Here is a 13,218-nt window from a genome sequence, read left to right as displayed (position 1 = left end):
GGACCAGCGGTCGTACGCAAAGCCGTGGCCTGGGTGAACGGCCTCCGGTGGGGCACGCTGGTGAGCGTGCCCGGCGGAAGAAGACAGCCGGGCACAGACCACTCCTGAGGAGAACCACCGGCATGACCACTGTTGCTGCGTACGCCGCCCCCGCCGCGAAGGCCCCGCTGGAGCGCACCACCATCGAACGCCGCCCCGTGGGCGAGTTCGATGTCCTGATCGACATCAAGTTCGCCGGTATCTGCCACTCGGACATCCACCAGGCCCGTGAGGGCTGGGGTGAGGCGATCTTCCCGATGGTGCCCGGTCACGAGATCGCCGGCATCATCTCCGAGGTCGGCTCCGGCGTCACCCGGTTCAAGGTCGGCGACCGCGCCGGCGTCGGCTGCATGGTCGACTCCTGCCGCGAGTGCGAGAACTGCAAGGCGGGCCTGGAGCAGTACTGCGTCAACGGCAACGTAGGCACCTACAACGCCCTCGACAAGAACGGCGAGCCCACCTACGGCGGCTACTCCGAGAAGATCGTCGTCGACGAGAACTACACCGTCCGCATCCCCGACGGCCTCTCCCTCGACGAGGCCGCGCCCCTGCTCTGCGCCGGTATCACCACGTACTCCCCGCTCCGGCACTGGAACGCCGGCCCCGGCAAGAAGGTCGCGGTCCTCGGCATGGGTGGCCTCGGCCACATGGGCGTCAAGATCGCGCACGCGCTCGGCGCCGAGGTGACCGTGCTGTCGCAGTCCCTGCGCAAGAAGGACGACGGCCTGAAGCTGGGCGCCGACCACTACTACGCCACCAGCGACCCGAAGACCTTCGAGGAACTGCGCGGCACCTTCGACATCATCCTCTCCACGGTCTCGGCACCGCTCGACTTCGGGGCGTTCCTCTCGCTGCTGCGCACGGACGGCGCGCTGGTCAACGTCGGCGCCCCCGAGGAGCCGATCTCCCTCAACCTCTTCTCCGTGATCGGCGGCCGCAAGTCCCTGTCCGGCTCAGGAATCGGCGGCATCCAGGAGACCCAGGAGATGCTCGACTTCTGCGCCGAGCACGGCCTCGGCGCAGAGATCGAACTGATCAGCGCGTCCGAGATCAACGACGCGTACGAGCGGGTGCTGTCGAGCGACGTCCGCTACCGCTTCGTGATCGACACCGCGACGATCTAGTGGGCCGACGCGGATGAGGAGGGCGCCGACCGGTCACAGGACCGGTCGGCGCCCTCCTTTCTCCCTTCCGCACGCCGCGGTCCCGGGTGCGGGCCGGATGGGTGGGGGATAGGCTTTTCGACGGCAAGGTCAGGTTCTCCGGGCGGTGTGTCAGACGCCGGAGCCTCGATCGTGATGACCGGTTCTTCCTACCGAGACATTCGACGAGCGTGGTGCCCCCCACATGTGCACGGGGGTGGGCGACAGCCGTATCCCTTCTTCGAAGGCATGGACTCTCGCTTCTGGGCGCCGTGGTGGTGCCGCGTGGGCGCCCTGAGGGCGCCCACGCGGCCGCTGCCGTGCAGCCCCGTGAATTGGAGGTCGGGATGAGAGTTGTCGTCGATCTGTCGCGGTGTCAGGGGTACGCCCAGTGCGCGTTCCTGGCCCCGGACGCGTTCCGGATGCACGGCGAGGAAGCGCTGATGTACGCCCCGAACCCCGACGACGCCCAGCGCGAACAGGTACTGCGCGCCGCGGCGGCCTGCCCGCTCCAGGCCATTCTGGTCGACCGGGTGGACGGGCGGGACGCGTCGGTGGGGACGTCGCCGTCATGAGCAGCGCGCACACCCTGCAGCGGTTCAAGCGCGACGGCCGCGTGGTGATCGTCGGGGCGTCACTGGCGGGACTGCGCGCCGCCGAGGCCCTGCGCGGGGAAGGCTTCACCGGCTCCTTGACCATGATCGGTGACGAACTGGGCGAGCCCTACGACCGGCCTCCGCTGTCCAAACAGGTACTCACCGGATGGGTGCCGGCCGGGGGCACCACACTGCCGCGACGGTGCGACATCGACGCGGAGTGGCTGCTGGGCGTCCCCGCCGCCGGCCTCGACCTGGCGGCCGACCAGGTGCGGCTCGCGGACGGTCGCAGGATCCCCTTCGACCGCATGCTGATCGCCACCGGGGTACGGGCGCGGCCCTGGCCCGTCGAGGCCGAAGCGGCCCTGGACGGCGTGTTCGTCGTCCGTACCCGTGAGGACGCGGACGGCCTGCAGCGGGCGATCGCCGCCGGGCCCTCCCGCGTCCTGATCATCGGCGCGGGATTCACCGGTTCCGAGATCGCCTCCGTCTGCCGCGAGCGCGGCCTCCCGGTGACCGTCGCCGAACTCGGGCCGGCCCCGCTGGTCGGCGGACTCGGCGCGATGATCGGTGAGGTCGCCGCCGACATGCAGCGCGCCCACGGTGTCGACCTGCGCTGCGGCGTCAAGGTCACCCGCTTGGAGGGCGACGCGCAAGGGCGGTTGCGCCGCGCCCACTTCTCCGACGGCAGCACGGTCGACGCGGAGGTGGCGGTGGTGGCGCTCGGCGGCATCCGCAACACCGAGTGGCTGCGGGACTCGGGACTGGCGGTGGGCGTATGGGGAGTCGCCTGCGACGCGGGCTGCCGCGCCTTCGACCTCAACGGCCTGGTCACCGACGACATCTTCGTCGCCGGGGACGTGGCACGCAGCCCCAACCCGATCTACGAGTACCGGTTCATCTCCCTGGAGCACTGGGCCAACGCCGTGGAACAGGCCGAGATCGCGGCCCACAACATGGTCAGCACCCAGGCGGACCGCTGGCCGCACCTGTCGATCCCGGCGTTCTGGTCGATCCAGTTCGGCGTCAACATCAAGTCCGTCGGTGTGCCGACCTACGCCGACGAGGTCGTCGTCGCCCAGGGATCCGTGGCCGACCGCCGCTTCGTCGCCGCGTACGGCTATCAGGGCCGGGTCACCGCGGCGGTCAGCTTCAACAACGCGAAGTGGCTCGACCACTACCGGGAGTTGATCGAGACGGCCGCGCCCTTCCCGCCTCCCTGCCCCACACCCGACCAGCCCGCCGACGCGAAGCCGGTGCCCGTCGACTTCCCCGGCCCCACGCTGCTCGCCCAGGGCGCCACCGTGGTCGTCACCGGGCACGACCCGGGCGAACGGCGCGTCACCGTCATGCGGCAGGGCCGGTAGCGGAAGGAAGCCCCCGGTGGAGGAGGCCCGGTGGGAGGAAGCCGGTGGGAGGACGAAGTCCGGTAGAGGGAAGTAGGAGGGAACCGACATGACCACGACCGAGACGCCCGACACCCTGCACCGGATCCTCGACTACTCCTCCCGGGCCGACCCCTACCCGCTCTACACCGAACTGCGCAAGACGCCGGTGGCCCTGCAGGAGGACGGCAGCTACGTCATCAGCACCTACCGCGAGCTCACCGGCATACTCCACGACCCGCGCCTGAGTTCCGACGTACGCAACCTGTCGCGGCCGATGGCGGCGGTCGAGGGACGCGCCACTCCGTCGTTCATCAACCTCGACCCGCCCGAGCACGACCGCCTGCGGCGCCTGGCGATGCGTCACTTCGGGCCCCCGCACACCCCGGGCCTGGTCTCCGGCATGGAACCCGACCTGGCCGCCACCGTCAGCGGTCTGATCGACGGCTTCGCGGGCGAACAGCGGATCGACATCGTCGACGACTTCGCCTACCCGTTCCCGGTCACCGTGATCTGCCACCTGCTCGGTGTGCCACGCGAGGACGAACCGCGGTTCCACGTGTGGGTGAACGCCATCGTCGAGTCGATCGACTACGACCCCAGGACCGACCCGCAGGAGAAACTGGACAACGGCGTGCAGGCCACCAAGGACCTGCGGGAGTACCTCGGCGGACTGCTGGAACAACGCCACGGCCACCCCGGCGACGACCTGTTGACCCGGCTGGCCAACGACGACGGGCCCGACGGACGGATGACCGACGAGGAGATCATCAGCACCGCCAACCTGCTGCTCATCGCCGGCCACGAGACCACCGTCAACCTCATCGCCAACGGCATGCTGACGCTGCTGCGCCACCCCGAGGTGCTGCGACGCCTGCGTACCGAACCCGACCTGGTGGTGCCCCTGGTGGAGGAACTGCTGCGCTACGAGCCGCCGGTGCAGATCATTCCCTGGCGGGCGGCGTACAGCGACATCGCGATCGGCGACACCGTCATCCCCAAGGGGTCGAAGATCATGCTCATGCTCGCCTCGGGCAGCCGCGACCCGGACCGCTTCGTGGACCCCGACCGCTTCGACCCCGACCGGCGGGACAACCAGCACCTGGGCTTCGGCAGTGGCATCCACCTGTGCTTCGGCGGACCGCTGGCCCGGCTGGAGACCCAGATCGCACTGACCGAGCTGGCACGCCGCCTCGAACAGCCCAGGCTGCTCGTCGACCCGCCGCCGTACCGGCCAAGCCCCGTCCTGCGGGGCCCCGTCCATCTGCACGTCGAGCAGAGCTGAGCTGAGCCCGGGACGGGCGCGGAGTGGAGTGCCGAGTGCCGAGTGCCGAGTGCCGAGTGCCGAGTGCTCCGTGGCGAGGGTCGCCGCGCGTGCCGTGACGACAGCGGGGCCCCGGGACGGTCACGCCCCGGGGCCCCGCTTCAGTGTGTCGCTCAGCGGCGCGTCAGGGCCTGACGCAGCACGTCGTACACGTGGGTGTTGGGGTGCTTGCCGGTGAAGCGGTCGGACAGCGGGCCGGCCGCGGTCACCGGCACGTCCACTCCGGTGTGACCGGACGTGGTCCAGTCGACGAAGAAGCTCTTCTGGCTGCCGCGGATGCTGAACGGACCGTCCTCGGCGGAGATGGCGTCGCCGGACTCGTCGGCGGCGTCCGACTCCTCGACGGCCAGGCCGCCGGTCTCGTGGTCGCCGGTGATGACGAGCAGGGTGTCGGAGTGGGTGGCGACGTACGCGCGGGCCACGGCCACCGCCTTCTCCAGCTCCTGCATGGACTGCAGGGTGCGGGTGGCGTTGTTGGAGTGCGCGAACTCGTCGGTGCCCTCCTCCTCGACCATGAGGAAGAAGCCCTTCTTGCTCTTGTCCAGCGTGCCCAGGGCCTTGCTGGTCATGGTGGAGAGACCGACCACCGGGCTGTACACGTCGCCCTGACCCTCGGGACGCTGCTGGAACATCTCCTCGTTGGCGAAGAGACCGAGCAGCTTGCCGCCCTTGGCGCGGCTGAGCTGGTCCGCGCTGTTGACGTAGGAGTAACCGGCCTTCTTGGCCTTCTTGATGAGGTCGCCCTTGGTGCCCTTGCTCGCCTCGGACGGGTCCTCGGCGGGCTGGTCCTTGAACGCGCCGGCGCTGCCTGCGGGCAGCCACCAGTCCTCGCCACCGCCCAGGATGACGTCGGGCTTGCTGACCTCGATGTACTGGCGCGCGATCTCGTCCTGCGCCGAACGGTTGGCGGTGCTGGAGAAGAACGCCGCCGGCGAGGCGTCGGTGACCTGCGCGGTGGTGACCAGACCGGTGGCCTTGCCGGCCGCCTTGGCCTGCTGGCCGAGGGTGGCCAGCGGGTTGCCGTCCACGTCGACGCTGATCGCGCCGTTGTAGGTCTTCTCGCCGGTGGCCCACGCGGTGGCCGCGGCGGCCGAGTCGGTGACGACGGCCTTCGGGTCGTCCGGCTCCGTGGTGAGCTGGCCCGAGACGGGGAGCTTGTCCATCGCGAGCTGGCCACCCAGGCCGGCCAGGTGCAGACGGGCGGCCTGACGCATGGCGGCGCCCATGCCGTCGCCGTTGATGAAGATGACGTTCTTGGCGGTCGGGGCCTTGGCCTTGGCCGCGGCCTGCGGAGCCGAGGCCGACGCGCCCAGCGTCGGGTTGACCACCATCGTCACGACGGCGGCGGCGACTGCGGCGGCTGCGGGAGCGGCGAACCGCCGAGCCCTACGGGCATCCAGGGACACAACGTCCTCCATTGCTGTTCTTGCCCATCATTTGACCGTGAACATAAGGTTCTTTGGGGGGAGGTTGACCAAGAACAGATGGCCAGTACACGACGAGATCTTCAGCGGCAGGTAAAGGCGCAGGTCCGGCGCGTCCCCCACTTGTCCGAACAGGTCACCTGACGGCGAACCCCGCCCCGGGCCTCCCGCCCACCCCACGCCGCGGCAAAGTCGCGCCCCCGCCCGCCCGCCCGACGCCGCAGGTCGTCACCGGTCCGGGGCCGCCCGGTCACGGGCGCGGACAGGCCAAGGGCGCGCCCCTCGTCGAGGGACGCGCCCCGCGGGCCGCAGACCTACTCGGTGCCGCTGTCGCCGAACGTCCACACGGCGTGGTCACCCGGCCCGACGACGAGCTTCGAGTGACCGATCCGTTCCACGTGACGGTCCTTCACCGGCCGGTTGAGCGACAGTTCGATCCGCCGCAGGCCCGCGTCGTCGCGCGCTACGGCGTCGAACCGGATCGCGGTGCCGCCGCGCTCCGCGACGACGCCACCGTCCGGCACGGTCCGGACGGCGAACCCCCCGGCCCGGAGCAGCGGCACGGTGTCGGCGAGGTCGCCTTCGGTGACCGCGAGGCGGACGGAGGTCACGTCACGCATCAGATGGCTGCGGTAGTCGTCGGACAGGTAGCGCTCCCGGCCGACGTCACCGGGGAAACTCGGCGGCTCGGTGTTGCCGCGCGGGTCGGCGAAGTACTCCGGCCGGTACTCCATCGCCCAGGCCCCGAAGGCGTCGTACTCGGCGGTGGTGAGGACGGCGTCGAACCACGGAACGGGGACGCCGTCACCGAAGTCACGTGTCTGGAGGAACTCGACGGGGTCGGCGACGCCCTCGTCCTTCAGGCGCTCCGTGACCGTCGTCAAGTCTCCGGCACGCTCGGTCGAGAGGCCCAGCCCGGCGGAGCCGAGGGTGCCGTCCTGGCCGGCGACGTCACCGACCCCCAACAGCTCGAGGTAGGTCTCGTGGCCCATCAGATAACGGCCGGTCCAGGTCTGTCCGTCGGCACCGGTGGTGGTGCGGACCTGGAAGTTGGCGAAGTCCCGCAGATAGTCGGAGTGCTCGATGGCGTCGGCGGTCTCCCGGTCGAACACGCCGTAGGAGTGGTTGAAGAACAGCAACTGCCGATCGTGCGACGACCGGTTCTGCTCGGCCTGCGCCGTCCCCACGCCACCCCCGATCGCACCGGCGAGGGTCACAGCGAGCACGGTGATCATCCGTAATGTCCGGCGAATCAGCATGCGGGGGATCGTAGGGCGGGGAGCGCGCGGGTGCCGCTCCTTTCGAACCAGCCTGAAATGACCACACCTTGACCTCCACCGAGGTGTAGCTCGCCGGCGACCCTCCCCAACGCTCCTGGTGCTCCTGCACACGGTCGATCTCCACCGATGCGACGCCGAGCGCATGGCACTGCCCCGCAATCCGGCCGACCGGCGGCACGGCGATCCTGATGCTGTGCGCGGTGATGAACGACCGCGCCCGACGCGTCAGTCCATCGAGCACGGCTTTGCCGTGATGTCGTTCCATGTGCCGGACGCCACTTGGCCCGCACGGGCAACTGCCTGCCGTTCGCGGCCGACGTGCTCCGTCGGATCGGGCAACGGGTCGAAAACCGGTGGTCACCTGAGCTGACCGGGCCCACGCTGTACGCCATGGAAGAACCGCTCCGCAGGATTCGCGCGCTCCACACGGCGTCCACGATCACCGTCTACCAGGCGTACCGCCCGGAGATCGGCGGACCCGCCGCCCGCGAGGGCCGTTTCCCCGCCGCGTGGAAGCCTGACCGGATGACGTGGATCAAACCCAGTTTCCTGTGGATGATGTACCGCTCCGGCTGGGGCACCAAAGAGGGTCAGGAGACCGTCCTCGCCGTCGAGATCACTCGCGACGGTTTCGACTGGGCGCTCGGCCATGCCTGCCTGTCGCACTACGTCCGCGGGCTGCACCCTGATCGCGGCGCCTGGCAGCGCGACCTCAAGCGCGCACCGGCCCGCGTCCAGTGGGATCCCGAACGCGATCTGCACCTGCGTCCCCTGCCGTACCGCTCGCTGCAACTCGGGCTCTCGGGCGAGGCGTCGTCGCGCTACGCGAACGACTGGACCGTGTCCATCAGCGACGTGACCCCGCTCGCCCACGAGATCCATGCACTCGTCAAGGACGGCGAACTGGACTCGGCCACCCGCCTGCTCCCCCAGGAACAGCCGTACCCCGCCGGTGAAGGACCACTGGCCCACCTGTGTCCCTGACCGGAAACACGGGCACAACCGCCGGCACCACCCACGGGCCACACGGCGGCAGAGGTCTGTGAACGCTGCTTGATGACCCACGTCACTCGATGACCCACGTCACCCTGTCCCGCTTCCACGCCGCGGGGAAACGGCCTTCCCGGGCGGCGGGCAGGCCGATCTCCGGTGAGTACGCCTGGTAGACGGTGATCGTGGACTCCCCGTGGACCACACGGATTCCGCGTCGAGGTTCCTCCAGGGCGTCCAGCGTGGCGTCCGTCGGGTCCGGGCTGCCGGCGAATTCGGGTGGCACGTCGGATCAGGCCCGCAGACCCTTGAGTCCGTCGTAGGCGGCCATCACCATCTCCAGCCCGCGGTTGTCGGCCGCGGGTTCGCGCATCTGGTGCGTCACGTAGGCCACCGTCATACGGCCCTCGGGTTCGATCACGACCAGGGAGCCGCCCCAGCCGCCCCACCCGTAGATGCTGTCGAACAGCCCGTAGCCCAGGCCCCAGCGCATGGGCGTGCCCAGGAGGCGGTCCTCGCCGCTGAACTGCTCCTGCCTCGCGAGGTCACAGCCCGCCCGCGAGAGCAGCCGTGTCCCGCGCACCGCTCCCGCGCAGGCCATCACCGACTGCACGAGACCGACCGAGCGGGCGTTGCCGAAGCCGTTCGCCGCGGGGATCTCCGCACGACGCCAGGCCACGCTGTTGCCGTCACGGACCCGTACCCGGGTGGCGGCGGAGGGAGTCGCCTTGCCGCCGGGCGCGCTCGCGGCGTAGTCCTCGTCCTGGGAAGGGGGCGGGATCGTGGGTGCCACCCGGTGGTCGTGCTCGGCGGCCAGCCCGATGTGGAAGTCGGCGCCCAGCGGTCCGGCCACCTCCTGCGCGAAGAACTCGCCCAGGCTGCGGCCGGTGATCCGGCGTACGACCTCGCCCACGAGGAACCCCTGGGTGAGCGAGTGGTACCCGGCCGCGCTTCCCGGCTCCCACTGCGGAGTCTGCGCGGCCAGACGTGCCGTGGCGGACGGCCAGTCGTAGAGCTCCTCGATCGGCCCGTCCCAGTCGGGCAGGCCCGCGGTGTGCGCGAGCAGGTGCCGCACCAGCACCTTCTCCTTGCCCGCCCTCGCGAACCCCGGCCAGTACCGGCCGACCGGCGCGTCGAGATCCAGCTCGCCACGGTCTGCGAGGACCAGCGCGCACAGCGCCGTCATCGTCTTGGTGACGGACCAGGTGTTGGTGATCGTGTCCCGCTGCCACGGGATCGTACGGTCCGCGTCGGCGAACCCGCCCCAGACGTCCACCACCGGTTCGCCGTCCACGAAGACGGCCACCGAGGCGCCGGCGTCCCCCTCGTCCAACAACGCGGACAGCGCGCGGGGCACGGCGGTGAACAGGTCGTCGTACGAGCCCTGGATGTCGGCCATGCGTGGTTTCTAGCCCGCAACCGCCCGCCGGGGCAACCGAATTCCAGGGCCGCGGTCACCGGGCCCGGGAACGTACGAGAGTCTGTGCAACTGTCCGGCGCGCCCCTGCGTCTGACGGGCGACGCAGGAGACGAGGAGAGGCATGGCCGAGCGCTGGGACGTCCCCCCTGTGGGTCCGGCCGCCGTGGCGCTGGGGAAGTGGTTGCTGCGTGTCGGTGTCGTGGGCCTGCTCATCGCCGTCCCGGGCGTGGCGCTGGGCTGCTTCGAGGGGTTCGGGGACGGCACGGAGGCCGGTGCCCTCGCCTGGATCATGATGTCCTTCGGCGGAGTGCTGATGGGCGTCGCGGCCTGGATCGGCCTGGTCCGCAGGCTGGATCTCGGGTCGAGGAGGGAGCGTCGTCGCAGGACCGCCGTCCGGCGTGCGCGGGAGGCGCCCCTGCCTGCCGCGGAACTCACCCATGACGCCCTCCTCGAAGCGGCTGGACGCTCCACGGCCGAGGCCGTACGGCAGCGGCCGCCCGTGCCCGTCACCGACAGCCGGGGGCGGTTGGTCTGGTGGCGCGACCGCGGCCTGCTGAGCGCCCTCGGCCTTCCCGGCGTGGCCGCCTCGACCGTCGTCATGGCGAGTGTCGGATTCGGCGGCGTGCTGCATCTCTTCGGGGGGCCCGGCCACGGGTGGTTCTTCCTCGTGGGCTCGGCCTGCGGCCTGCTGGCCCTCGTGTTCGAAGCGCGGCTCGCCCGCGGTCTCGCCCGCGTGGCCGTCAGCGAGGACGTACGCCCGATGCGCTGGCTGCTGCTGCGTGAACAGGACGCGGGCGAGGCGTACTTGGTGCTGTACCGGGCCCACGGCGATCCGGACGGGGATCCGCCGATGCTTCTGCGGCTGGCCAAGAAGCGGCAGGCGCGACGTCTCCCGCCGGCGGGCGTCGCGGACGTCCACGGCCCGCTCCGACCCGTCGTCGTGCTCGTGCCGTGGATCGACGGCGCACCCGTGTGGTCCCGCCACCCCGTGGTCGCGCTCGACCTGACGACCGAGCGCGACCGAGCGCGGCTGACCTACCTCAAGGGATTCGGTAACCACGGCCGGTAGGAGCGCCTCGCGAGCGGAACCCGGTGGGCCGAGCCGGAGCGGGGCTCTGTCGTCTCCGTACACTGACGGGCATGGCATGTCGCATCAGTGAGCTGGTCCTCGACGTCGCCGACCCCGACCGGCTCGCCGCGTTCTGGAGCGAGGTCCTCGGCTACGTCGAACTCGGCCGCGAGGACGACGGAAGCATCGAGATCGGGCCGCCCGACGCCGGCTTCGGCGGCCCGCAGCCCACCCTCGTCCTCAGCCCCAGCAGCGAGCCGCGGACCGGGCGGAAGCTCCCCCTGCACATCGACGTCAACGCCACCGACCGCGACCAGGACGCCGAGTTGGAGCGGCTGCTCGCGGTCGGCGCCACGCCCGTCGACATCGGCCAGACCGGCACCGAGACCTGGCACGTCCTGGCCGACCCGGAGGGCAACGAATTCTGCCTCCTGCGCACCCGGCTCCAGCCTCTCCGACCACGTGCGTCCAGCCGCTCCGGCGGCCAGGCGTGACGGGCACCGGTACCCGCACGGGGGGTTGAGGTCCTCGGCCGCTCGGTCGAGACGAGGCGGCTAGGCCGGAAACAGCCAATCCAGCGCGGCAAGGCTCTTGTCGACGTACTTGCCCTGTCCCGTCTCGATGCCGTGTGCCAGGTCCTCGAAGACACCGCACCTGGCGTAGAACACGGCGCGCTCGTGGAGAGCCGCGAGGTCGTTGACGTCGGTTCGATAGCTGCTGAGGGCGGCGCCGGCAGCGGCAGGGCCGAGATCGCGGTGGAGCAGCCCGAAGTCGTGGGCCGGATCGACGACAGCCGCATCGCTCCAGTCGATGACGCCGGTCACCGTCCAGGTGACCGGGTCGACGAGAACGTGTTCGATCCCCAAATCGTTGTGGGAGAACGTCGGGGTGTATCCGTCGTGCGGTGGTGCGGCATCCAGGAACGCCTCGACGGGTCCGCGGTGCGCCGCCGGTACCTGCCCGGCCACCGTCGCATAGGTCTCCGCGGCGTCATGTCGCCACTCGGTCAGCGGCGGGTGGTCCGCGTCCACCAGATCGGCCAGCCGGTCGATCGGAACGGCGTGCAGCGCGGTGAGCAGCTCGCCGAGCGTGGCGGCGATCGACGTGCCGTGGGCCGATAGCTGCTGCCGCGACATGTCCAGCAGCGGCGTGCCGGGGAGCTTGGGGTAGGCCAGACACCCCTGCTCCGCGACCGTGAACGTCGGTTCGGGGACGGGCAGCGGCGAGATGGCGGCCACGGCAGCGAGCAGACGGACCTCACGGCTCACGAGGGCGGCCCGCCGTGCCGGGTCGGCCTCCTTGCCGAAGCGCACGATCAGCTCACCGTTGACCTCGTAGGCCAGGTGGTCGAGGCCCTCGCCGATCGGCACGACGGACTCGATCCGACGGTCGAGCAGGTGCGTGACCACGACGCTGCGGACGTCCGCGACGCGGTCACGGCTGCGACGGGTCATCCGCCGAATTTATCAAGCCGATCCGCCCGCCCGCGTAGTCCGCCCTCATCCCGAAGCACACCGAACTCCCGTGTTGAACGTGTTCAAAAAGAGGGGATACGCTGATGCCGAGCGAAGCCCAGGGGGTTCGATGAAGGTAGTGCTGCCCGGGGGAACCGGACAGGTGGGCACGATTCTCGACCGGGCGCTGACGGCGGCCGGCCACGAGGTCACGGTGGTGACCCGGCGTCCCGTGCGGGCGCACGACATCGGATGGGACGGGGCCACGCTCGGCCGCTGGGCCGCGGCGATCGACGGCTGCGATGTCGTGATCAACCTGGCCGGGCGCAGCGTCTCCTGCCGCTACACCGCCGAGAACCTGCAAACCATGATGGACTCACGGGTGGATTCGGCGCGGGTGGTCGGCGAGGCGATCGCCGCTGCCGCGCGGCCACCGCGCGTCTGGCTGCAGATGAGTACGGCGACGGTCTACGCCCACCGCTTCGACGCGGCACACGACGAGGCGACCGGAGTGATCGGAGGCTCGGAGGGCGGCGTACCGGACTACTGGGCGTACAGCGTCGACATCGCGAAGAACTGGGAGCGCGCACAGGCGGAGGCGCCGACTCCCGCGACCCGCAAGGTCGCGCTGCGCTCGGCGATGGTCATGAGCCCGGACCGGGGAGGTGTGTTCGACGTACTGTCACGACTGGTGCGACTCGGGCTGGGCGGTCCGGTGGCCGGCGGCGCGCAGTACGTCTCCTGGATCCAGGACGAGGACTTCGTGCGAGCGGTCGAGTTCCTGATCGCCCGGGACGACATCGAGGGGCCGGTGAACCTCGCCTCGCCCGGCCCCCTTCCGCACCGCGACTTCATGCGGGCGCTGCGCACGGCCTGGGGCGTCCCGCTGGGGCTGCCGGCGACGCGTTGGATGGCCGAGTTGGGGGCGTTCGCGCTGCGCTCGGACACGGAGCTGCTGCTCAAGAGCCGCCGGGTGGTGCCGGGCCGGCTGCGCGCGGCCGGGTTCACTTTCGACTGTCCCGACTGGGAGGGGGCCGCCACGTCCCTCGTGCGGCGGGCCAGGTCGGCGCGTCCGGCCGAGCCGGGCTGACGGAG

12 protein-coding genes and 1 pseudogene are annotated in these 13,218 nt (G+C 70.7%); 8 read left to right on the top strand and 5 right to left on the bottom strand.

Features of this window, described 5'->3' with window-relative positions:
• The first annotated feature begins 122 nt into the window (after positions 1-122).
• The 4 genes from OG199_RS17190 to OG199_RS17175 all read left to right on the top strand — a co-directional run bounded on the left by OG199_RS17190 (position 123) and on the right by OG199_RS17175 (position 4,447).
• The gene (locus OG199_RS17190) at positions 123-1,163 is read left to right on the top strand and encodes an NAD(P)-dependent alcohol dehydrogenase (RefSeq protein ID WP_356806296.1); all 1,041 of its coding nucleotides are present in this window, start codon (positions 123-125) and stop codon (positions 1,161-1,163) included.
• 365 nt (positions 1,164-1,528) lie between these two features.
• Positions 1,529-1,756 (top strand): ferredoxin, encoded by a 228-nt coding sequence (locus OG199_RS17185; RefSeq protein ID WP_356806294.1) that lies wholly within the window; start codon positions 1,529-1,531, stop codon positions 1,754-1,756.
• Positions 1,753-3,144 carry an FAD-dependent oxidoreductase gene (locus tag OG199_RS17180; RefSeq protein ID WP_356806292.1) on the top strand — a complete coding sequence of 464 codons (1,392 nt, stop codon included), beginning with the start codon at positions 1,753-1,755 and terminating at the stop codon, positions 3,142-3,144. The genes OG199_RS17185 and OG199_RS17180 overlap by 4 nt, the downstream gene beginning before the upstream one ends.
• An 88-nt stretch (positions 3,145-3,232) precedes the next feature.
• Positions 3,233-4,447: a cytochrome P450 gene (locus OG199_RS17175; RefSeq protein ID WP_401799258.1), complete on the top strand. Its 1,215-nt coding sequence runs from the start codon at positions 3,233-3,235 to the stop codon at positions 4,445-4,447.
• A gap of 152 nt (positions 4,448-4,599) precedes the next feature.
• Here the strand turns inward: OG199_RS17175 and OG199_RS17170 are convergent, their stop codons facing one another.
• Positions 4,600-5,817, bottom strand: coding sequence for an alkaline phosphatase (locus tag OG199_RS17170; protein WP_401800050.1), 1,218 nt, complete (start codon positions 5,815-5,817; stop codon positions 4,600-4,602).
• Positions 5,818-6,224: 407 nt separating this feature from the next.
• Positions 6,225-7,145, bottom strand: a complete 921-nt coding sequence (locus OG199_RS17165; protein WP_356806287.1) for a DUF5829 family protein — start codon at positions 7,143-7,145, stop codon at positions 6,225-6,227.
• Positions 7,146-7,580: 435 nt separating this feature from the next.
• Here OG199_RS17165 and OG199_RS17160 point away from each other — a divergent pair, with 435 nt between their 5' ends.
• Positions 7,581-8,174 carry a DUF4291 domain-containing protein gene (locus OG199_RS17160; protein ID WP_356806286.1) on the top strand — a complete coding sequence of 198 codons (594 nt, stop codon included), beginning with the start codon at positions 7,581-7,583 and terminating at the stop codon, positions 8,172-8,174.
• Between the two features lie 91 nt (positions 8,175-8,265).
• Here OG199_RS17160 and OG199_RS17155 read toward each other — a convergent pair.
• Both OG199_RS17155 and OG199_RS17150 read right to left on the bottom strand, forming a co-directional pair.
• Positions 8,266-8,412 (bottom strand): annotated as a pseudogene (locus tag OG199_RS17155) (DUF4291 family protein); the annotation flags it as partial.
• A 60-nt stretch (positions 8,413-8,472) separates the two neighbouring features.
• Positions 8,473-9,579, bottom strand: coding sequence for a serine hydrolase domain-containing protein (locus OG199_RS17150; protein WP_405830160.1), 1,107 nt, complete (start codon positions 9,577-9,579; stop codon positions 8,473-8,475).
• A gap of 142 nt (positions 9,580-9,721) precedes the next feature.
• Here OG199_RS17150 and OG199_RS17145 point away from each other — a divergent pair, with 142 nt between their 5' ends.
• Both OG199_RS17145 and OG199_RS17140 read left to right on the top strand, forming a co-directional pair.
• Positions 9,722-10,669 carry a hypothetical protein gene (locus OG199_RS17145; protein ID WP_405830158.1) on the top strand — a complete coding sequence of 316 codons (948 nt, stop codon included), beginning with the start codon at positions 9,722-9,724 and terminating at the stop codon, positions 10,667-10,669.
• 71 nt (positions 10,670-10,740) lie between these two features.
• Positions 10,741-11,163 carry a VOC family protein gene (locus OG199_RS17140; RefSeq protein WP_405830156.1) on the top strand — a complete coding sequence of 141 codons (423 nt, stop codon included), beginning with the start codon at positions 10,741-10,743 and terminating at the stop codon, positions 11,161-11,163.
• Between the two features lie 60 nt (positions 11,164-11,223).
• Here the strand turns inward: OG199_RS17140 and OG199_RS17135 are convergent, their stop codons facing one another.
• Entirely contained in the window at positions 11,224-12,123 is a 900-nt protein-coding gene (locus tag OG199_RS17135) for a phosphotransferase (protein ID WP_356809028.1), read from the bottom strand.
• A 130-nt stretch (positions 12,124-12,253) separates the two neighbouring features.
• Between OG199_RS17135 and OG199_RS17130 the strand changes: the two genes are divergently transcribed.
• Positions 12,254-13,213 (top strand): epimerase, encoded by a 960-nt coding sequence (locus tag OG199_RS17130; RefSeq protein WP_405830154.1) that lies wholly within the window; start codon positions 12,254-12,256, stop codon positions 13,211-13,213.
• Positions 13,214-13,218 lie beyond the last annotated feature (5 nt).

It is taken from the genome of Streptomyces sp. NBC_01176 (assembly GCF_045039825.1).
In the GTDB taxonomy this organism is placed as follows: domain Bacteria; phylum Actinomycetota; class Actinomycetes; order Streptomycetales; family Streptomycetaceae; genus Streptomyces.
Note: the sequence above shows the minus strand (reverse complement) of the source record. Positions and strands in the feature narration are given on the sequence as shown.